Origin of the sequence: Gephyromycinifex aptenodytis (assembly GCF_012277275.1) — a bacterium.
In the GTDB taxonomy this organism is placed as follows: domain Bacteria; phylum Actinomycetota; class Actinomycetes; order Actinomycetales; family Dermatophilaceae; genus Gephyromycinifex; species Gephyromycinifex aptenodytis.
Genome location: NZ_CP051155.1, coordinates 2937269 through 2956970 on the forward strand (window position 1 = coordinate 2937269; position 19702 = coordinate 2956970).

Below are 19702 nucleotides of genomic sequence, written 5' to 3' on the forward strand. Positions count from 1 at the left end.
TCAAGAATCGCCGACCCCAGCCCTGTCGGTACTGTGCTCTCGGCCCGGTTACCGTTAAGTCATGAGCCCCGAACCTGTCTTCGCAGACGCGTTACGTGCGGCGATCACGCGTCGAGGCCTGAGCTTGCAACGGTTACGGGTTCACTTAGCGCGCCACGGCCATGACATCAGCGCTGCCACTCTCAGCTACTGGCAGTCCGGGCGAAGCTGCCCTAAACGCGCCAGTTCGCTTTCTGCTCTAGCGGCTTTAGAGGAGATTCTCGGTTGTCAGCCAGCCGAGTTGTCCCGGCTCGTTCCTGCGGCGGCACAGGTCGACGTGGGTCCCGTTTATCGAAAGAATCCGGACTCGAGTTTGAGCGAGCTGGTCGAAGAGGGAAAGGTCATCGACGATCTGGTCGCGCAACTGGGGTTGAGCTGGGATGACGGCCTGGAACGGGTCAGCATGCATGACTGTCTTCAGTTACGCCCGGATCGTACCGAGAGCACCCATGTCGTGCGGGAATCACTGCGAGCCCACCGCGACGGTATCGATCGGTATCCCCTGTGCTTCGGTTACGAGGGCGGGGTAGACATATGCATCGAGGGCATGCGTAATGTGAGTGTCGGCGGGGTGAGTTACGCCAAAGAATACGAATTAATGGTGGCCGAGATGGTGCTACCTCGGGCGCTGCAATCCGGGGAATCCATCCTCATCGAATACGGGTTCGACGTGGTGGGCGCCACCATTCCCTCGACGAACTGGGAGCGCGGAACCCTGGGGCTGCTGCGCGACATGCATATCTCAGTGCAGTTCGTGCCCGAGGACGTGCCCCTGTTCGCTGAGTGGTACTCCGAGATCGAAGGGGTGCGCTCGGGCGGGCCGATCGTTCTCACTGGCGCCTCGGTGGAGCATCATGTGCACGACCTGGCCACCGGCATCGTGGGTGTGCGCTGGCGGTGGTGAGTCCCGCCCTTCCTGCCCGCTTGCGCCGACCGGCGAACCCGATCGCAGAAGTTTCGGCAATTTCCTTGAGCTGCAGGCGAATAGGACGATAGGTGGGTAGATCTCGCGCACGGTGAGGTCCTGCGCGCGCGTTGCCTCGACTGTCGTGGTCGGCGCGCGGCAACCCCGCACTCGGAGGAGTCGGCTCTCATGGCTGGCCTGCGCAATCTTTCGCGTCTGCTGTTCGCGGCGTCGGCTCTGGTCTTTGTGGCCACGACGGGCGCGGCGGCGCCACCACCGGCTCGACCTGTCGCCGCAGCCGGGCAGGCAGCCAAAGCGAACCCGGCCGGTCTGCAGGTGGGAACTCGGCCGGCGGCACCGGCCACGCAGGCTTCGGCTCGGCGCCGGACGACGCCCCCGAGGCCGGTCTACGTGGTGCGCCTGCTGCCGCCCGGCAGTAAACCTGACGCGAACGTCTCGAGCGCTGCGGTGGGCCGGATGGTCGCCGGGGCGAATTCGTACTGGTCCCAGCAGTCCCGCGGGCAGGTCTCCTTCCGCCTGGCCAAAGTGAGCGCCTGGACCCGCACCTCCCACCGCTGCGATGACATCGAGGGCCTCTGGGGGGATGCCTACGCCCGGGAACCCGCCGCGACGAAGCGGGCCGCCCACCTTGTCGTGATTGTGCCGGGCCGCGCCGCCTCATCGTCGCGCTGCCTGTACGGCTTCGGGTCCAACGGTTTTGCTGACTCCGGCGGCTCGACCTATGTCTCGGAGGCGCGCGCTTCGCTGCTGGCCCACGAACTCGGGCACAATCTGGGCCTCGGGCATTCCGGGTCGCTGCTGTGTCCCCGCGCCCAGGACGGCCGCTACGTCAACGGGTCCTGGCGCTCAGGCTGCCGTCGTAATGAGTACGACGACCTGTTCGACGTGATGGGGTATTCCGGTCGCGGCTTCGGTCAGGGCAGTTTGAACGCGGTGAACCTGGACCGTCTGGGCGCCGACCCGGCAGCGATCCGCTCGCTGTCCACTTCGGCGCGGGTACCTCTGGCGCCGTTGTCGGCGTCGGCAGGTGTGCGCGGGGTAAAGATGCTGGCTGGCGACGGGGTTGAGTACTACGCCGAATATCGCACGGCCACTGGGCGGGACGCCGCACCGAGCACGGGCGCCTGGCGCCCGCGAATGGGGGTGCGAATCCTGCGTGTCGATCCAGAGACCGGCGACAGTTTGGAGTTGGACGCCACCCCGGCCAAGGGCAGCCGTTTCGATCGGGCGCTGCTTCCTGGGCGCACCTTCGTCTCGGCCAGCGGACGGTTGCGGGTCCGGGTCGTCTCGGCCAACGCCTCCGGCGCAGTGCTCGATGTACGGATCGCTCGACCCAGCGTCAAAGCCCCACGCGTGCGGGGGTCGCGCACCTGACAGAATGTCCCTATGTCCACACCGACCGACTCCCGTAGCCGCCTGTTCTCAGGCATGCAGCCCACCCAGGATTCACTGCACCTGGGCAACTATCTTGGGGCGTTGGTCAACTGGGTCTCCATGCAGGATCAGTTCGAGGCCATCTACAGCGTGGTCGATCTGCACGCCCTCACGGTCGCGACCGATCCGGAGTTGCTGCGGGCCCGCACCCGCGCCACGGCGGCTCAGTATCTGGCGGCCGGCATCGATCCGACGCGCAGCGCGGTCTTCGTACAGAGCCACATCGCCGAGCACGCCGAGCTCACCTGGGTGTTGTCCTGCCTGACCGGTTTCGGTGAGGCGAGCCGGATGACGCAGTTCAAGGACAAGTCGGCCCGGGCGGGCTCCGAGGGCACCAACGTCGGGCTGTTCACCTACCCGATCCTGATGGCTGCCGACATCCTGCTCTACGACGCTGCCGCCGTCCCGGTGGGGGAGGACCAGCGTCAGCACCTCGAACTCAGCCGCAATCTCGCCCAGCGCTTCAACGCCCGATTCGGCGAGACGCTGGTGGTGCCGGAACCGCACATCGTCAAGGCCACCGCAAAGATCCAGGACCTGGCCAACCCGACGGCCAAAATGAGTAAGACGGCCCCGACCGGAACCATTGATCTGCTGGCTGACCCCAAAGTCGTGGCCAAGCGCATCCGTTCGGCGGTCACCGACACCGAACGCGAGATCCGCTTCGACGAGGCGAACAAGCCGGGTGTGGCCAACTTGCTGCGCATCTACTCCGCCTTGGACGGGCGCGACATCGCGCAGTTGGAAGCCGATTACGAGGGCAAGGGCTATGGCGACCTCAAAAAGGACCTGGCGGAGGTCGTCGTCGAGGTGCTGACGCCGTTGCGCTCGCGGGCGCTGGAGCTGATCGAGGACCCGGCCGAGCTCGACCGCATCCTGGCCGAGGGGGCAGATCGGGTTCGTGGCATCGCCCAGGGCACGCTGGACCGGGTCTATGACCGGGTCGGCCTACTCGCGCGGCGGCGCTGAGGCGCCACCATGGAGACCGTGACCATCGGGTTGGCAATCCCCGTGCCCGAACCGTTGGGAGCCCAGGTGCGTCAGGTGCGGGCAGAAGTCGGCGACCAAGCTGCCGCCACCGTCCCCACCCACGTCACCCTGGTGCCGCCCACACAGGTGCTCGCGAGTGACCTGAACGCCATCCTCGAGCATGCGCGCGGGATCGCGGCCAAGGTGGCTGCCTTCGATCTGCTGTTGTGCGGCACGGGATCCTTCGCCCCGACCACCGACGTGGCCTATGTCTGCGTGACGCAGGGGGCGCAGGAATGCACCAGGCTGCAGGAGCAGCTGCGGCAGGAGCCGCTAGTGCGGGAGCTGGATTATCCCTACCACCCGCATGTGACCCTGGCCCAGAACGTGGGCGAGCAAGCCTGTCAGCGGGCCCGCCAGCTCATCGGAGAGGTGCACGCGCAGCTGCGCATCGCCTCGTTCACCCTTTACGTCCAGCGTCTCGGGCAGGCGTGGGCCCCGTTGGAAACCTTCAGCCTCGGCGGCCTCTGACCGGCTTCTTCGACCGTCGTACCGCGATGTATAGCGCGGCGGCGGTGATCAGCCCACCTACACCGGCCACGGTCCAACGGGGGTCCCGCATCGTCGCGGCTGCGGCGTTGTTCCGGATAGCGGCCACGGCGGTATCAGCGGCGGGTTCTCTGCGGCTCGGGGTCGGCGCCGGCGTCTCCTGGGCCAGGTCGCCTGGTTCGACGAGCTTGCCGATCTGGTGGGCTTTCTTGCCGTAAGCGAAGGCCCAGTCGAACATCGCCGCGCTCTGGTGCCAATCGGCGCTCTGGCCACCGAGGAAGGTCAGGATGTACCCCTGGTTCGCCCGACGGGCCGCCCCGATGTAGGTGTGCCGGGCCGCCTGGGTGTACCCGTTCTTCACCCCGATGGCGCCCTCGTAGTTGAACAACAGACGGTTGTGGTTGCCGATCTCGAAGGTGGGCCGCTTGCCCGGGTTGGGGCCGCGCACCCGCTTGCCGGGGAAGGTCACCGAACGAGTACTGACATAGTTCGCGATCTGGGGGTCGCGTAGCGCAGCCCGCCCGATGAGCGCCAGGTCGTAGCTGCTGGTGAGTTGGCCGGGCGCGTCCAACCCGCTGGTGTTGCGCGCTTGGGTGTCCAGCGCCCCCAGATCGTGAGCGACCTGCGTCATCGATTGCGCGACCCTGGGCATGCCACCGCCGGCCCGGGCCAGGGCCTGAGCGGCGTCGTTGCCCGAACTCATGAGCAGCCCTTGGAAGAGCTGTTCCACGGTGTAGCCGGCCCCGGGGTCCAGGCCGACCTTCGTCCCATCGATCGCGGCGTCTTCCGGGGTGGCCCGAACCACCTTGGTGGGGGGCAGGGTGGGAACGAGCGTGAGCGCGGTGAGTGTCTTCAGGGTGCTGGCCGGTTTGGACTGCAGGTGCGGTGCCTTGGCTACCAGCACTGCGCCGGTGTCGAGATCAGCGAGCAGGTAGGCGCCAGCCGCGATCGGCGGTGGCGGGGGTACGTCCGCGGGCAGGTCGGTGACCAGCTCCACCCCAGAGAGTTTCGGGCCGCCGACCGGTGAGCCAGGACCGGGGGTGGCGGCCGTGACCGGTGCTGCCGTGAGCAGGACGAGCGCGCTCGCGCCCAGGGCTCGAAAGATGATGCTCACCAGCGAAGGGTAACGCGAGGGCTGCGCGGACTCGGTGTGCCCAGGGCCGCCGCGCCGCCGCCTGAACCTGTCGCCGGCCGATAGCCGCTGCGAAGCGCGTCCCGCGGTCCTGTCGAGCAGATCCGGTTGCGAGACGGGGCCCGTCGCGGCGTTCAGGCGGCGTGTGCGGGGGTGCGCACCGCGTTGTAGTGCCCGATCAGGTCGTCCACGAGACGGCGCCACGAGCGGTTCGCCACCCGTGCCAACCCGGCCTCACCCATGAGCGCTCGCTGTTCCCAGGCGTCCTCAGCCACCGTCAGCACCGATAGGCAACGACGCAGATCGGCGGGGTCGCTGGGGTCGAACAACAAGCCGGTGCGACCGTCGTCGATGAGGTCCAGGGGGCCGCCGCGGGCTGGGGCGACGACGGGCAGGCCGGTGGCGGCCGCTTCCTGCAGAGTCTGCCCGAACGTCTCGTGCGTGCCGGTGTGTACGAAGACATCGCAAGCGGCATAGGCGCGGGCCAGGTCGTCGCCTTCGCGGCGGCCCAGGAAAGCCGCGCGTGGCAGCGCCTCGGCGAGTTCGCGGCGGGAGGGGCCGTCACCGGTGAGCACGAGTTGGGTTCCGGGCAGGTCGGCGACGCTGACCAACCGTTCGAGTTCCTTCTCGGGCGCCAACCTGCCGACGTAGCCGATGATCGTCTCGCCCTTGGGCGCCAGCGTGCGGCGCAACGCCCGGCAGCCGGCGTCATCTCGCCAGCCTGGGTGGAACAGCGCGGTGTCCACCCCGCGGCCCCACAGCGCGGTGTGCCCGATGCCGTTGGCCCGCAGGTCTGCCATGGCCGCACTCGAGGGAGCGAGGTTGCGCTCGGCCATTGAGTGCACCCAGCGCAGGTAACGCCAGGTGGCCCGGGAAGCTGCCCGCCCGGCAGGGCCTCCGTGTTGCAGCACGTAGGCCGCCATGTCCGTCTGGTAGATCGCCACTGCGGGGATGCCCAGCGCCCGGGCCGCGAACAACCCGCGAGCGCCGAGGAAGAACGGGGAGGCGACGTGGACGACGTCGGGGCGGAAATCGGCCAGGAGATCTTCGATCTCCTTGGTGGGTAGACCCACCTGGAACTGTCGTACCGGCACGCTCGTCACGCTGCGAACCGGGAATCCGTGGTAGGTCGTCGGGGCTGGTGACGGAGCGATGACCATGGCCTCATGCCCGCGCTCACGCAGGCAGTCCAGGACCCGGCACACGCTCGTGGTCACCCCGTTCAGCGAAGGAAGAAAGGACTCCGTGACGATGGCGATACGCACACCTTCACCATCCTCAGGCTGGGTGGCAGCCCGGCGACCTGCAGGTGTGTGTCCGATGACGGGTGGGTGACGGGGGACCCGGTTGCCTGGGGGTGCCCGCCCGCCACGCCGTCGGAGCTCTACGTTGCATCCCAGCAGTACGGATGGACGTTCGTCCTGGTCTACGGTGAGCCTCATGCAGGCGAGCACACTTGAGCACTTTTGGGCTGTCATCCCGGCCGGCGGAGCGGGTACCCGCCTGTGGCCGCTGTCGCGAGCGGGGGCGCCGAAATTCCTCCTCGACCTGGTGGGGCGCGGGCGAACCCTGCTGCAGTCGACGGCCGACCGACTCGAACCGTTGTGCGGGCAGAACCTCGTCGTAGTGACGGGGGCAGCCCACGTGGAGGCGGTCCGAGCGCAATTGCCCCAGGTCGCCGACGGGCGCCTGCTTGCAGAACCGGCGCCGCGAGACTCGATGGCTGCCATCGGCTGGGCCGCGGCCGTCATCGAACGCCTGGACCCTGAGGCGATCATCGGTTCTTTCGCCGCCGACCATGTGGTGGGTGCCGAAGACGACTTCCGTGAGGCGGTAGCCGAGGCGGTTGCTGTGGCGCAGCAGGATCGGGTGGTGACGATCGGTATCCGGCCCACGCACGCCGCCACCGGTTTCGGCTACATCCACGAGGCGGGCCGGCTCGGTCTGGCGCAGGCCCCGCACGCCTACGAGGTGAGCGAATTCGTGGAGAAGCCCGACGAGGCAACTGCGCGTTCCTACCTGGAGACCGGCCACTACCGCTGGAACGCAGGGATGTTCGTGGTCAAGGCGCGGGTTCTTCTGGACGTCCTGCACCGCTACCACCCGCAGCTGGCCACCCAGTTGCGCGCGATCGCGGCCCAGCCTGAGGAACTGCCCACCCGCTGGCCGAACTTGGAGAAGATCGCCATCGATCACGCGGTCGCCGAACCTGCCGCTGCCGACGGACAGGTCGCGGTGGTCCGGGGCGACTTCCCGTGGGACGACGTGGGCGATTTCGATTCCCTGGCCGACGTGTTGCCTTCGGATTCCTATGTCGAGACCGACAGCGGCCGAGGCATCTCGGTGCTGGGGGATGCCAGCCAGGTGCTGGGGATCGACTCCGGTGGGGTCGTGGTTCCCGGTTCGAAACGGCTGGTGGCCGTCCTGGGATTGGATGATGTGGTGATCGTCGACACCTCGGACGCGCTGCTGGTCACCACCAGGAGTGCCGCGCAGCGTGTGAAGTCCATCGTGACGCAGCTGAAGGATTCCGGACAGGCCGACCTGACGTGAGGCAGGCTGTCGGGACGACGTCAGACTCGCCGCCGGCGGCGGGGTGAAATGCTGGCCTTGTCGGCTTGCGCAGGCGGGCGCGTAGACTGGTGATCTTGTGAACGTCGATACGATTCTCTCTGGCCTGTCAGCCGCCGTCGATGGGTTGGACGAGGAGCTTCGCGCCTTCCGCCGGGATCTGCACCGGTACCCGGAGTTGTCATGGCAGGAAGCTCGCACCACGTTCGCGGTGCGCAGTCGGCTGGAGTACGCCGGGTGTCGCGTGCAGCAGATGCAACCCACCGGCGTGATCGTCGATCTGGGCCCGGAAAAACCCGAATTGCGGGTTGGCCTGCGCGCCGACATGGACGCGCTCCCCTTGGTCGAGCGCACCGGTCTGGAATTCGCTTCCACTCGTCGCGGCGTCACCCACGCGTGCGGCCATGACGTTCATACGACTGCGTTGTTGGGTGCCGTGCTGGCGCTGAAGACGCAGGAGGAGGAGTTGCACGCGGCCGGGATCGGAGTGCGCGCCATCTTCCAGCCTGCAGAGGAGACCATGCCCGGTGGCGGTGAGCATGTCGTCGCCGACGGGCACCTGGACGGGGTCGACATCGTCTTCGCGGTGCACTGCGACCCCTCCCGGGATGTGGGGGAGATCGGTTTGCGGCGGGGGCCGATCACGGCAGCCAGCGACAAGGTGACGGTGCGTCTGACCGGCACCGGCGGCCACACCTCGCGGCCCTACCTGACTCAAGACCTCATCTTCGCCCTGGGCAAGGTCATCACCGACGTGCCGGGGGTGCTGTCCCGCCGGATCGACCCGCGGGTGGGGGCGCTGCTCGTGTGGGGCGGGGTGCATGCCGGTGGCGCGGCCAACATCATCCCGGACAGCGGTGAGGTGACCGGGACGTTGCGGATGCTGGACGCCGAGGCGTGGAAGAGCATCCGCCCGTTGCTGATCGAACTGGTTGAAGCGGTGGTCATGCCGTATGGCGTGCAAGCCGAAGTGCGGCATGTGCGGGGGGTGCCGCCGGTAGTGAACAGCGAGTGGGCTGTTGCGGCCTGGCGCGATGCTGCCGGGGCGATGCTGGGTGCGGGGTCTGCCCGCGGAGCGGAGCAGTCGCTGGGAGGCGAGGACTTCGCGTGGATGCTGCAGGGGCGCGACGGCGCTCTGGCCCGGCTGGGCACGCGGACTCCGGGCGGTCCCAGTTACGACCTGCATCAGGGCGATCTGGTGGTGGATGAACGCAGCATCGCCGTGGGTGCCCGGATGTACGCGGCTGCGCCGTTCGCCGCGTGGCGGAACAGACGCGGCGCCAAGGCGTGAGCCTCACCGCCTGATGAAGCGTTCGGCCGCGCCAGCCCACGATGTCAGGCACTGTGCGATCCGTTCTGCCGCAGGCGGGTCTGCCATATGGATCGCGGCGTGTACCTCGTGCACACATTGCCGCGCCACTGCCGGCGGCAGCTGAGCCAGCCAGGCGTATTCGCCGTGCAGTAGGTGGCTCAGGTCGCGTTCGGGCAACCGGGACAGGGCGATGAGTGCCATCCGGTGGAGGTCGGCCTGCGCCGCGGCTGCACCAGGGGGCAACTCAGCGGCGGCGGGAGGAGCATCGGTTTGCCGTTGAGGCTTGGACGGCATGGGGGTTGTCGTTGCGAGCTCGGGGGAGCACTCATCGGTGCCGGGGCGGGTGGCAGGGAGCGCAGACACAGCACCCACTCTGGCATCGACGGGCGGGTCTGCCCAGAGCTGAGACTGGGTCAGACCCACCCGTTGAGGAGGCCGGCGACTGGCGGCTCGGGTCAGCGGCCGGGGGTGAGCAACACCGCGTGACGGCGTCCCGAGGCGTCCACGGCCGTCCCGGCGATCTGCCCGCGGGCGTTGATGTCGCGGACCTGGACCAGCCGCCACCCGGCGGGCATCCGGGTGGTTGGCGCGAGTGCGATGGCGCGCCCGGAGGTGTACAGCATGGGGACGTCATCGGCGGTGCCGGGGAGTCCGTCAGCGCCGCGGCTGTTGCCGACCCCGGTTCCGGCGTCGGTGACTGCGGCGGGGACGAAGTCGCGAGCCCCTGGCAGCGGCAGGGCGTTCGCGCCCACTCGGAACAGCACCGCAACTCCATCGGCGGTGCCGACGATGTAGCGGCCTTGCGGCGAGATGGCCAGGGCTTGGCTTTCCCGTGCGGAGGTCGGCAATGCTTGCACCCGAGCGTTGCTGATGATGACGGCTCGCTGGGTGGTGGCACCCGCAGACAACGGGCCCTGCACCTGGTCGTAGCCGACGGCAACCCCGTTGTTGGCGATGTCGGTTGTGTTCAGCGCCCAGCCGTCGCCGTTGAACGCCAGCAGCGTGCCGCCTCGGCCGCGCTGGTCCCAGGTCATGGCGTTACCGCTGCGGTAGCCGGTGGCTGCCGTGCCGGTGATCCGGCCGTTGGCTGAGACTGCGGTAGCCACCCCACTGCGCCAGAACGCGTTGTCTGCGGGCCATGCCATCGGGAGTTGTTGCGGCGCTGTCGCCTTGGGTACCCAGCGGGTGGGCACCTGCAACCAGGACTCCTGGGCGCCGTCGGCGCTGGAGCCCACCACGGTGCCGTCATCGGCGATGTCGCGGGCCACGGAGGTGGCGCCACCGGGCAGCCATCGCACGGATCCCGCGGTGCCGCTGAAGCCGCGCGTCGGCGCCGTCCCGGACAGGATGTTCCCGGCGATCTGGCCCCGGTTGTTCACTGCGACGGCGGTGCTGCCCTCACCAGGAGCTCCGCCGGGCTCGACGGCGCGAGCCGTGTACGACGGCGCGGGCGCTTCGGCCCGTGCCGGTGCTGCGGTGGCGACGGGCGCCAGCAACGCTAGTCCCGATGTGATGGCTACCGCGGTTGCCAGTGTGTGCACCGGACGGCGTGCAGAAATGGGCATGCTTGTCCTCGTTTCCCCTAGTACGAATATCCCCTCGTCCCCCGAGAGACGCCCAAGGCGCCGTCTTCACCCTAAAGGGGCTCAGCGGGTCAGAGAACAGCTGGGGCTGAACGCATTTGGCCGTGATCTAGTTGTTATCCAGGTTTGCTCAGCCGCGGTTGCCGACGCCGAAGAGCCGTTCGCGCGCCCTGGCCTGCTCCGCCAGGCGCAGACCTGCGCGTCGACGACGCTCGGCGAGGACAGCCTTAATCAGATCCAGCGGGGGTGTTTCGCTGGGAGGGTGCGGCAGGACATAGTCACGCACGTCGTGGGCCAGGGTCTCGGCGAGGCGGCGGGTCGTCTCCGGAGTGAACTGCTCGCCTTGGCGCAGCGCCGCGCGCATCTGGGCCACGAGCGGGTCCGGCAGCGGGCCGATATCGGCTCCGGCGGCCCACTGCGCCAACTGTGCTGGCATCTGCACCGGTTCCGGCAGCACCAGATCGACTCGCTCATGAGCCACATACGTCCCGGCTCCGATGTCACCCAGGCGCCGGGTCGGCGAGGTCACGAGCGCGCAGATGAGCGCCGGGATCCCGCTCAAGAGGTAGATCTCCACGAAACCGATGAGGTTGCGGGTCAACGCCCGCCGGAAGTCGATGGGGCCGCCGTCGTCACGCACGCTGCGCAGGCCCAGGATCTTCTTGCCCAAGGTGCGCCCGCGGGTCAACGTCTCACAGACCGTCGGCAGACCAATCAGCACGCCGAGGCTCAGCACCAGGATCGAGGCCATGCCTGCGGCCTCGTCGAGGCCCTCTAACAGCGGGGCGGCGGCGAAGAAGAGGATCACGAGAATGATCACCGCCAGGACGACATCTATCCCACCGGAGAGTAGCCGCACCGCCGGGCCCGCTACCGGCAGCTCCACCAGGACCGCTTCACCGGTTACGACGGCGTCGGTGGTCCCGGCGTTGGGGGCGGTGGCGACCATATCTCGAGGCTAACCGGGTCTTTCCGCCTGACCTACAGTGGCCGGGTGGACATCGACGCGTATGTGGCGGCGAACCGGGAGCGTTGGGACCGGCTGGCGGCGCTGAGCGCACAGCCGAAGCTGACCCAGGCCGAGGCCGATGAACTGCTTGACCTGTACGAACGCACCGCTACGCATCTGTCCGTGGTCCGCAGCTCCAACGCCGATCCCCAACTCGTCAGCTACCTGTCATGGCTCATTTCGCGGGCCCGGGCGCGCGCCGCGACGCAGGGACGGCGAACAACCCCCAGCAATGCTTTCGTCGAGTTCTTCGCGAGTACCTTCCCCGCGGCGCTGTATCGGCAACGGCGCTGGTGGCTGAGCACGATGGCGCTCAACCTCGGGTTGGCGGTGGTGATGGGCTGGTGGTTCCTGGCCCACCCGGGCTTCGAAGCCGCCGCGATCGATGCCGAATCGGTGCAGCGACTCGTCGGTCATGACTTCGAGAACTACTACAGCGAGTACGCCGCTTCGAGCTTCGCGCTCAAGGTCTGGACGAACAACGCCTGGGTGGCGGCTCAGTCCATCGCCTTCGGCATCCTGGGGCTACCGGTCTTGTGGGTGCTGTGGCAGAACGTTTTCAACCTCGCCTTCACCGGCTCGGTGATGATCCATCACGGCCGGGGCGCCCTCTTCTTCGGCCTCATCACGCCGCACGGGCTGTTGGAGTTGACGGCCGTGTTCGTTGCCGCAGGCGTCGGTCTGCGGCTGTTCTGGGCCTGGATCGAACCGGGTCCGCGCTCGCGGCTCGACGCGGTGGGCGCCGAAGCGCGTACCGGAGTGGGGGTGGCCCTCGGCCTGGTGGTGGTGCTGTTCCTCAGCGGCGTGCTGGAGGCCTTCGTCACGCCGTCGCCGCTGCCGACCTGGGCCCGGATCCTCATCGGGGTGCTGGCCGAGGCTGCCTTCTTCGCCTACGTGTTCATCGTGGGCGCCCGCGCTGCCCGCCAGGGCGTCAGCGGTGACGTGACCGGTCAGCAGTCGGTGGCGACAGCGCCCACGGCCGCGTGAGTGGTTTCGCGGGGGCGCTCGCTCACAACGCGCCGCGTGCCTTGAGCGCGAGGTAGTGCTCGCACAGGTCCAGCGGCAACTGCTGCGGGGGAGAGTCCACGACGTGCACGCCCAGTTTGGCGAGCACCTCGGCGGTTCGGGTGCGGGCATTGCGTGCCTGGGTTGCCGCGGCGGCGTCGTACACGTCGGCAGGCTGGACCGGAGCGGTCTCAGCGAGTTCGGTCATCGCCTGCAGGCCGGGGTCTTGCACGGAGGCCACGATGATCTGGTGGCGGCGGGCCAGCACGCTCAGTGCGGGCAGCAGGCTTTCGCTCACCGATGCCGGCTCGATGGGGGTGAGCAGGACGACGAGCGCCCGGCCACGTGATCGCTCAGCGACCGCAGCGAACAGACGAGACCAGTTCGCTTCGACCAGAGCAGGTTCCAGCGTCGCCATCGCCTCGATGCTGTGGTGCAACCGGTCCGATGAGCGGGCGCCGCTGACCTCGGCCCGCAGTTCGCGATCACCGGCGAGAAGATCGACACGATCTCCGGCCCGGGTAGCCAGCGCGGTGAGCAGCAGGGCGGCGTCCATCGCCGCGTCCAGGCGAGGTACATCCGCGATGCGTCCGGCGCTGGTGCGCGAGGTGTCCAGGACGATGACGATGTGACGGTCGCGTTCGGGCTGCCAGGTGCGCACCACCACGGCGGTGCGTCGGGCCGTGGCGCGCCAGTCGATGCTGCGCACGTCATCACCGGGGACGTAGTCGCGCAGTGAGTCGAACTCGGTGCCTTGGCCGCGGGTGCGCACCGCGGAGCGTCCGTCGAGTTCGCGCAGTTGAGCGAGGAAACGCGGCAGGTGCTGTTGGGAGGCGAACTCCGGCAGCACCCGCACGGCACCTGGGCAGGCCAGGGATGCCTGTCGGGCGGCCAACCCCAACGGGCCGGTGAGGCGCATGGTGACCAGGTCGGTGAGACGGTCGCCGCGGCGGGTGGGCCGCAACGTCGTGGTGAGTTCGACGCTGCTGCCGCGCGCCACATCCAACCGGTGTCGCTCACCACTGGCTCCGCTGGAGGGCTGCCAGGCGTCTCGCAGCGTTCCCCGCAGACGCCGTCCGGTTTCGTTCGTCAGCAGCAGCGTGCTCTGGCCGGTCTGCCCGCGGCGTAGCGGGGGAGTCGGTGTGCGTTCCAGGCGCACCCGCTGCGGGCGGGGTGCCCAGAACACGTCGATACCGATCAAGGCGACACAGGCCACGATCCACAGCCGCACCGTGAGAGCGTTTGGCGCGATCACCGCCGGGATGAGCCCGAGCAGGACGAGCAGGACGGCGCGGCCGGTCAGCGCCACGACAACCCGCTCATCGGGGCACGGCCACCGAGGAGATGGCGCTGGCCAGAGCCGAGTTGGCGCTGAGCCCGTCGAGTTCGGCTTCGGTGCGCAGCGCCAGCCTGTGCGCCAGCGTCGGTTGGGCGAGGGCTTTGACATCGTCCGGGGTGACGAAGTTGCGGCCGTTGAGCCAGGCCCAGGCCCGGCTGGTGGCCAGCAGCGCGGTCGCCCCGCGCGGGCTGACCCCGAGTTCGACTGAGGGCAGAGATCGGGTGGCGCGCGCGATGTCGACGACATACGCGGCGACTTCGGGATCGATGCTCACCTTTGCGACTTCTGCGATGGCCGTTTGTAGGTCCTGCGGACCGGCGACGGCCCGCACACCGGCGCCGGCCAGGTCGCGGGGGTCGAAACCGGCAGCGTGGCGCCGAACGATCTCGATTTCGTCCTCGCGCGGCGGCAGCTCAAGGGTGAGTTTGAGCAGGAACCGGTCGAGTTGGGCCTCCGGCAAGGGGTAGGTGCCTTCGTACTCCACCGGGTTCTGGGTGGCGGCCACCAGGAAGGGCGAGGGCAGCGCATGCGGTTGGCCGTCGATGGAAACCTGCCGCTCCTCCATCGCCTCCAACAGGGCGGCTTGGGTCTTGGGGGGAGTGCGGTTGATCTCATCCGCCAGGAGCAGGTTGGTGAAAACCGGGCCTTTGCGGAAGAAGAACTCGGATCGCCGCTGGTCGTAGACGAGCGAACCCGTGATGTCGCCCGGCATGAGGTCCGGGGTGAACTGCACTCGGGCCGTCTCGATCGACAGAGCCGCTGCCAGGGAGCGGACCAGGAGCGTCTTGGCGACCCCGGGAACCCCTTCCAGGAGTACATGCCCACGGGCGAGCAAGCCGATGAGCAGACCTGAGACAGCGGCCTGCTGGCCCACGACCGCCTTACCGACCTCGGCCCGGACGTTCTCCAGCGCCAGGCGGGCACCCTCCGGCTGAGGTTCACCGGGACCGGTCGGGCCGGAATCGGGTCCTAGGTGGTTGCTCATTCGTGTACCTCGCGACGTAGACGGCGGAGTTGGCTGGCCCGTTCGACGAGGTCAGCCTCGTCGAGGGTGTCATGCGGGGTGAGCAGGCTTCGAATCTCCTCGGGATCTCGGGAGAGTCGATCCGCGACGGCATTCGCGACCCGGACGCGGTCCGCTCCGGGATGCAGGTGCAAGGCGCGCCGCAGGTCCTGCACCGCATCGTCTTGCAGCAGCTTCAAAGCCGCGGCAGGTTCGCCTGCCGCCTGGTAGAGCCGCCCGCGCGCCGCTGTGGTCTCGATGGCGTGCACGATCACCGGCAGCGGTTCCCTGACAAGTCGCCCCAATCGCCGTCCGCGCCACAGACACAGGGTGAGCAGGGCGGCGCCGAGGATGGCCACGCAGGGGAAGAACCACGGCGGGATCGGGGTGCTGGTGGCCAGCGGCCCGGATTCATCGTCTGGGTCGGGCGTCACCCATACGACTCGATCGGTGTGGCTGAGCATGCGCAGCGCGATACCGGCGTGGGCTTTGTTGGCGATCGAACGGTTCGTCAGGGCGCGCTGGGAACCGAAGAGGACGGTTTCCGGACGCCCCTGTGCGGCGGGCAGTGCCACGTAGACGTAGGCGGATGGTTCCCCGCCCTCCTCGAACAGTCCCGTCGAGGCTAGGCAGGTTGTCGCCCTGGTCTCAGCACCGACCTCATAGGCGATTTCCGCCGCGTCCACTTCGTCGCCGGGGTGGACGTCGTCGGCCTGGCACTGCGCGGCGGCGGTGAGGGTCGCAGCGTTGCGTTCTCGGGCGGGGATGCCCAACCGGTCTAAGACGGGCTGCCTGGCCGCGACCAGGACGAGTCTGCCGGCCTTACCGGCCGATTCCGCCAGCGCCGCAGCGTAGGAGGTGGAAACCACTTCAGCTCGCGGCAGGAACAGAGTGGTTTCGGGGCCGATCGAGAGCCGGCGCAGCTCTTCGGCGGTGGCGACGGTGACCACGTCGACCCCTTGCTGCTCGGCCAGCACGCGGACCAACGCCCGGGCGCCGGTGGAATCTGTTCCCTGCGGCGAGAGGGGCTCTGCGGGCGGGGAGAGCAACAACGCGCTCAGCACGAGCACCAGTGCAGCCAGCGAGGCGATCAGGATCCAGCCCGCGCCGATTCGGCGAGATCGGGTGGAGACTGCGGCGGCTTGGCTCATCGAGGCAGCGCCGGTTGCCCGGAGACGGCGCCGGGACGCTGCCCCTGCGGAGTGCTCTCGGCCAGGTGATCAGCGAGGTCGAGGACCTGGCGCGCCTCCTCCAGCGCGGGGACGTAGCCCCCGTATCGCACGGAATCGAAGGCGTGAGATGCCTGGCTGATAGCGGTTGCGGCGCTGGGGTAGGCCACCAGCAGCGAGGTCGCCACCTCATAGGCGGTGAGGTCGCTGGCGTCTGGAACGATCCCGGACTCGATGCCGGCGGCGGTAATCGCGCGGTAGGCCTCCAAGACAGCGGGGGCGCCACGGCCCGCCGCCAGATGCGCGGCGGCCGAGCGGCGATACTCGCCGCTACCGGCTCGTTCAGCCGTCAACACCGGGCCGCTCGGGTTCCCGGCCGGACTCGGGCGCCGCCGCCTGCGAATAGCGAACACGATGAGCACCAGCGCGGCCGCGGCCAGCACCGCCACGATCGCCAACACGGTCATCAGGGTCCCGTTGCCGTCGCTTTGAACGGTCAACATCCCCTGTAGCCAATCCTGCAAACGCTCCCACCACGTGCCCGCGTATTCGGGTCGGGCGAGTTCGGTCTGCAGCATCTCGCGCGCCTGCTGCGTGTCGGGCGGGAGGCTGCGCGGTAGGGGGGCGATGTTCACGACAGTCCCGGCGTGACCTGGCCCGTTCCGCGTGCGAGGTCCAGGGCCAGGCCTTCGGTGCGGTACCGCCGATCCAGATAGACCAAGCCCACCACCGTGGCCGAGAACGGCAGCGTGAAGGTGTTGACGAGCACCATGACCAGCGCATAGGCACCGACTCCGATGGCGGTCGAGGTGCCGGAGCCCAACCCGGCGGCGGCCAGCGCCGCAAAACCAGCGAACATGCTCACGCCCAGGACCGTCGCGGAGACGATGCTGACGATGAGGTTTGCCGCGAACAGGATGAACAGAGTCCGCCAGAAGCTGCCCCGAACGAGTCCGACCGAACGGCGGAGCCCCGCGACCGGGCCGATCCGCTCCAACACGATGGCGGGGGCTGCCAGCGAGAGGTAGGTCCCGACAACGGTTGCCAACGCGACCACCAGCATCAGGACGAGCACGATCACGGCAATGAACTGCAGCACCCCCGAAGCGGCTCCGTCGCCGGGCTGCAAGATCTGGAAGGCGAGGAAGACAGCAAGAACCACCGGGATCCCGACGATGGTGGTCATGATGAGTGCGCTGAGCAGGCCGTAGCCGGCCAGGGCCAGCAGCCTGCCCCGCACATGCTGCCAAGCGGTACCGGATGTCATCCGATTGCCACGGACGGCATCGACGACCGCTGGTAGCAGGAGGCCGGACAGGAAGAACGTCACCAGCGAGATGCCGGCACTCCACAGGTTGGTGGTGACGGAGAATCCGTCCGCCCAGGACTCATCGAGTGCGCTGGAGGTGCTGAACATCGGTAGCGCCACCGCTGCGGTGAGCAGCAGCATGAGCAGAGCGACACCGGCCAGGGCGACGAAGCTGGTGCCGAACATCGTGCGTGGGTTGAACCGCAGCACCCGGAAGGCGCTTTCGAAGATTTCACCGAACGTCATCGGGCGCAACGGGGCAACGGCCCGCTGAGCGATACCAGAATCGATCCGGTCCTGAGTCGTCCAGTCCTGCTGCGGCGGCATCGACCCGTACTCGTGGTGAGCCGGCGTGGCGCCGGGGGTCGTCCAGCCGTGATCGTGTTGCTGTTCGCCGTTGGGCGGCGGAAAAGGTGTACTCATAACGCTCCCCGAATCGTCGTGTACAGAGCCCCGAATCGTCGTTTTCCTAAGCGTCTCATCTCGAACGCCGCGAGATGGGCAGGGCCCGGCCGGCCACTGCGCTTCCACCCTCGCGTTGAGACCTACTTGTCCGCCTTGTGCTCACTTCCGGACGAAGCCTGACAGGATGAGGGTGTGACACAGCGACAGATTTCGGTAGTGGTGTTGGGTGGCGGACCTGGGGGATACGAGGCGGCCTTGGTAGCGGCGGCGCTCGGCGGATCGGTGACGGTCGTCGATCGTGACGGCGTCGGCGGCGCTGCCGTCCTCACGGACTGCGTGCCGAGCAAGGCCCTCATCTCGACGGCGGCCTATGTGGGGCATGTCGAAGAGGCGCGCGACATGGGGGTGCACCTGGCACCTGAGGTGGAGCGGCGCACCACCGATTCCGCGGCGCTGGTTGCCGATATGGCCGAGATCAACGACCGGGTGGTCGCGCTCGCCGGCGCCCAGAGCCGAGACATCCAGAACCGCCTGGAGCAGGTAGGCGTCCGGGTCATCAAGGGCACCGGCACGTTGCTCGACTCCTCCACTGTCGAGGCGCGCACCTCAGACGGCCAGGTCGAGACCTTGAACGCCGAGATGATCCTGCTTGCCACGGGCGCTACGCCCCGAGTCCTGCCCACCGCGCAGCCGGACGGCGAACGCATTCTCACCTGGAAGCAGATCTTCAACCTGCGTGAGGTCCCACGCAAGATGATCGTCGTGGGCTCCGGTGTCACCGGCGCCGAGCTCGCCCAGGCATTCCTGGGCTTGGGCGCCCACGTCGTCCTGGTGTCCTCCCGCGATCGGGTACTGCCCGGCGAGGACCCGGACGCCGCTCAGCTCATCGAGGATGTCTTCCGCCGTCGCGGCATGGAAGTTCTCAACCGTTCCCGCGCTTCAGCGGTCGAGCGCACCGAGGACGGCGTCGTCGTCACCCTTGAGGACGGTCGCACGATCGAGGGTTCGCACGCCTTGATCGCCGTGGGTTCGATTCCGGCGACGGACAACCTCGGCCTGGAGCAGGCGGGGGTGGAGCTTTCGCCCAGCGGCCACATCGTCGTCGACCGGGTTTCGCGCACCACCGCTCGCGGGGTCTACGCCGCAGGTGACTGCACGGGCGTGCTGCCGCTGGCCTCCGTCGCTGCCACCCAGGGCCGGATCGCCGTCGCGCACGCGCTCGGCGACGCGGTGGCCCCGCTGCAGGTGCGGGGGGTCAGCGCCAACATTTTCACCGACCCCGAGATCGCCACGGTGGGTACCGCGCAGCAGGGCGGTGACCAGCCCGAGGGCGTGCACACGGTGATGATGCCCTTCGCGACGAACGCCCGCGCGAAGATGGACAACCTCACCGACGGCTTCGTGAAGTTGCATGCGCGTAACGGCAGCGGTGTGCTGGTGGGCGGCGTCGTGGTTGCCCCACGCGCCAGTGAGCTCATCTTCCCCATCGCCTTGGCTGTACAGCAGCGACTGACGGTGGATCAGGTGGCGTCCACGATTACGGTCTACCCTTCGCTATCCGGTTCGATCGCTGAGGCGGCGCGACGTATGCATGTCATTGACGATGAACCCTCCGCCTGACCCCTATCTCAGGAGACCCACATGGTGAACTTGTCCGGTCTGATCGGCAAGGCCAAACAGATGGTGCAGAAGAACCCCGACGCTTTGCGTTCCGGTGTCGAGAAGGTCCGCGGCGTCGTGGACGACAAGACGAAGGGCAAATACTCCGATCAGCTCGCCAAGGGCAGCGAGATGGTGGATAAGGCGTTGGGTGTTCCCGGTCAGACCCGGGATGCCTACCGCGACGAGGCGAGCACCCCGACCCCCGAGCCTGACCCGGTCAAGGCCGACCCGATCGAGCCTCCGGAGGACATCGAGCCGCCGCGCCCGGTCTGAGCACCCCCCCCGAT

19 protein-coding genes are annotated in these 19702 nt (G+C 68.3%); 9 read left to right on the plus strand and 10 right to left on the minus strand.

Going from position 1 to position 19702, the window contains the following annotated elements:
* Nucleotides 1-61 precede the first annotated feature (61 nt).
* The 4 genes from G9V96_RS12695 (at nt 62) to G9V96_RS12710 (ending at nt 3898) form a co-directional block, all read left to right on the plus strand.
* Complete coding sequence (locus tag G9V96_RS12695) at nt 62-943, plus strand: helix-turn-helix domain-containing protein (RefSeq protein ID WP_168583356.1); 882 nt, start codon at nt 62-64, stop codon at nt 941-943.
* A 189-nt stretch (nt 944-1132) separates the two neighbouring features.
* Complete coding sequence (locus G9V96_RS12700; RefSeq protein WP_168583357.1) at nt 1133-2338, plus strand: zinc-dependent metalloprotease family protein; 1206 nt, start codon at nt 1133-1135, stop codon at nt 2336-2338.
* Between the two features lie 12 nt (nt 2339-2350).
* A complete protein-coding gene (gene trpS / locus G9V96_RS12705) occupies nt 2351-3367 on the plus strand; it encodes a tryptophan--tRNA ligase (RefSeq protein ID WP_168583358.1) in 1017 nt (338 codons plus the stop codon).
* A 9-nt stretch (nt 3368-3376) separates the two neighbouring features.
* A complete protein-coding gene (locus tag G9V96_RS12710; protein WP_168583359.1) occupies nt 3377-3898 on the plus strand; it encodes a 2'-5' RNA ligase family protein in 522 nt (173 codons plus the stop codon).
* On the opposite strand, the gene G9V96_RS12715 is transcribed toward G9V96_RS12710, so the two are convergent.
* A complete protein-coding gene (locus G9V96_RS12715; protein WP_168583360.1) occupies nt 3879-5030 on the minus strand; it encodes a D-alanyl-D-alanine carboxypeptidase family protein in 1152 nt (383 codons plus the stop codon). The genes G9V96_RS12710 and G9V96_RS12715 overlap by 20 nt on opposite strands.
* 152 nt (nt 5031-5182) lie before the next feature.
* The gene (locus G9V96_RS12720) at nt 5183-6313 is read right to left on the minus strand and encodes a glycosyltransferase family 4 protein (RefSeq protein WP_168583361.1); all 1131 of its coding nucleotides are present in this window, start codon (nt 6311-6313) and stop codon (nt 5183-5185) included.
* Between the two features lie 175 nt (nt 6314-6488).
* On the opposite strand from G9V96_RS12720, the gene G9V96_RS12725 reads away from it, so the two are divergent.
* On the plus strand, nt 6489-7601 hold the full coding sequence (locus tag G9V96_RS12725) for a mannose-1-phosphate guanylyltransferase (protein WP_168583362.1): 1113 nt from the start codon (nt 6489-6491) through the stop codon (nt 7599-7601).
* A 97-nt stretch (nt 7602-7698) separates the two neighbouring features.
* Complete coding sequence (locus G9V96_RS12730) at nt 7699-8910, plus strand: amidohydrolase (RefSeq protein ID WP_226913314.1); 1212 nt, start codon at nt 7699-7701, stop codon at nt 8908-8910.
* Nucleotides 8911-8913: 3 nt separating this feature from the next.
* Here the strand turns inward: G9V96_RS12730 and G9V96_RS12735 are convergent, their stop codons facing one another.
* The 3 genes from G9V96_RS12735 to G9V96_RS12745 all read right to left on the minus strand — a co-directional run bounded on the left by G9V96_RS12735 (nt 8914) and on the right by G9V96_RS12745 (nt 11463).
* Nucleotides 8914-9294 (minus strand): hypothetical protein, encoded by a 381-nt coding sequence (locus G9V96_RS12735; protein WP_168583363.1) that lies wholly within the window; start codon nt 9292-9294, stop codon nt 8914-8916.
* A gap of 92 nt (nt 9295-9386) precedes the next feature.
* The gene (locus G9V96_RS12740; protein WP_168583364.1) at nt 9387-10496 is read right to left on the minus strand and encodes a hypothetical protein; all 1110 of its coding nucleotides are present in this window, start codon (nt 10494-10496) and stop codon (nt 9387-9389) included.
* A 148-nt stretch (nt 10497-10644) separates the two neighbouring features.
* Nucleotides 10645-11463: an RDD family protein gene (locus G9V96_RS12745; RefSeq protein WP_168583365.1), complete on the minus strand. Its 819-nt coding sequence runs from the start codon at nt 11461-11463 to the stop codon at nt 10645-10647.
* Nucleotides 11464-11508: 45 nt separating this feature from the next.
* Between G9V96_RS12745 and G9V96_RS12750 the strand changes: the two genes are divergently transcribed.
* A complete protein-coding gene (locus G9V96_RS12750) occupies nt 11509-12510 on the plus strand; it encodes a stage II sporulation protein M (RefSeq protein ID WP_168583366.1) in 1002 nt (333 codons plus the stop codon).
* Between the two features lie 22 nt (nt 12511-12532).
* Here the strand turns inward: G9V96_RS12750 and G9V96_RS12755 are convergent, their stop codons facing one another.
* The 5 genes from G9V96_RS12755 to G9V96_RS12775 are packed head-to-tail and all read right to left on the minus strand — an operon-like array spanning nt 12533 to nt 17771.
* Complete coding sequence (locus tag G9V96_RS12755; protein WP_168583367.1) at nt 12533-13837, minus strand: DUF58 domain-containing protein; 1305 nt, start codon at nt 13835-13837, stop codon at nt 12533-12535.
* Between the two features lie 10 nt (nt 13838-13847).
* Nucleotides 13848-14852 carry an AAA family ATPase gene (locus G9V96_RS12760; protein WP_168583368.1) on the minus strand — a complete coding sequence of 335 codons (1005 nt, stop codon included), beginning with the start codon at nt 14850-14852 and terminating at the stop codon, nt 13848-13850.
* A complete protein-coding gene (locus tag G9V96_RS12765; RefSeq protein WP_168583369.1) occupies nt 14849-16021 on the minus strand; it encodes a DUF4350 domain-containing protein in 1173 nt (390 codons plus the stop codon). The genes G9V96_RS12760 and G9V96_RS12765 overlap by 4 nt, the downstream gene beginning before the upstream one ends.
* On the minus strand, nt 16018-16674 hold the full coding sequence (locus G9V96_RS12770; RefSeq protein ID WP_168583370.1) for a DUF4129 domain-containing protein: 657 nt from the start codon (nt 16672-16674) through the stop codon (nt 16018-16020). The genes G9V96_RS12765 and G9V96_RS12770 overlap by 4 nt, the downstream gene beginning before the upstream one ends.
* Nucleotides 16671-17771, minus strand: coding sequence for a DUF7847 domain-containing protein (locus G9V96_RS12775; RefSeq protein WP_168583371.1), 1101 nt, complete (start codon nt 17769-17771; stop codon nt 16671-16673). The genes G9V96_RS12770 and G9V96_RS12775 overlap by 4 nt, the downstream gene beginning before the upstream one ends.
* Before the next feature lie 174 nt (nt 17772-17945).
* On the opposite strand from G9V96_RS12775, the gene G9V96_RS12780 reads away from it, so the two are divergent.
* Both G9V96_RS12780 and G9V96_RS12785 read left to right on the plus strand, forming a co-directional pair.
* Entirely contained in the window at nt 17946-19373 is a 1428-nt protein-coding gene (locus tag G9V96_RS12780; RefSeq protein WP_168583372.1) for an NAD(P)H-quinone dehydrogenase, read from the plus strand.
* A 21-nt stretch (nt 19374-19394) separates the two neighbouring features.
* Nucleotides 19395-19688, plus strand: a complete 294-nt coding sequence (locus G9V96_RS12785) for an antitoxin (RefSeq protein WP_168583373.1) — start codon at nt 19395-19397, stop codon at nt 19686-19688.
* Nucleotides 19689-19702: the final 14 nt, after the last annotated feature.

Coding starts and splice junctions, on each gene's coding strand:
- G9V96_RS12695 (WP_168583356.1), top strand. CDS start 62: ATGAGCCCCGAACCTGTCTTCGCAGACGCGTTACGTGCGGCGATCACG.
- G9V96_RS12710 (WP_168583359.1), top strand. CDS start 3,377: ATGGAGACCGTGACCATCGGGTTGGCAATCCCCGTGCCCGAACCGTTG.
- trpS (WP_168583358.1), top strand. CDS start 2,351: ATGTCCACACCGACCGACTCCCGTAGCCGCCTGTTCTCAGGCATGCAG.
- G9V96_RS12760 (WP_168583368.1), bottom strand. CDS start 14,852: ATGAGCAACCACCTAGGACCCGATTCCGGCCCGACCGGTCCCGGTGAA.
- G9V96_RS12775 (WP_168583371.1), bottom strand. CDS start 17,771: ATGAGTACACCTTTTCCGCCGCCCAACGGCGAACAGCAACACGATCAC.
- G9V96_RS12740 (WP_168583364.1), bottom strand. CDS start 10,496: ATGCCCATTTCTGCACGCCGTCCGGTGCACACACTGGCAACCGCGGTA.
- G9V96_RS12745 (WP_168583365.1), bottom strand. CDS start 11,463: ATGGTCGCCACCGCCCCCAACGCCGGGACCACCGACGCCGTCGTAACC.
- G9V96_RS12765 (WP_168583369.1), bottom strand. CDS start 16,021: ATGAGCCAAGCCGCCGCAGTCTCCACCCGATCTCGCCGAATCGGCGCG.
- G9V96_RS12785 (WP_168583373.1), top strand. CDS start 19,395: ATGGTGAACTTGTCCGGTCTGATCGGCAAGGCCAAACAGATGGTGCAG.
- G9V96_RS12700 (WP_168583357.1), top strand. CDS start 1,133: ATGGCTGGCCTGCGCAATCTTTCGCGTCTGCTGTTCGCGGCGTCGGCT.
- G9V96_RS12725 (WP_168583362.1), top strand. CDS start 6,489: ATGCAGGCGAGCACACTTGAGCACTTTTGGGCTGTCATCCCGGCCGGC.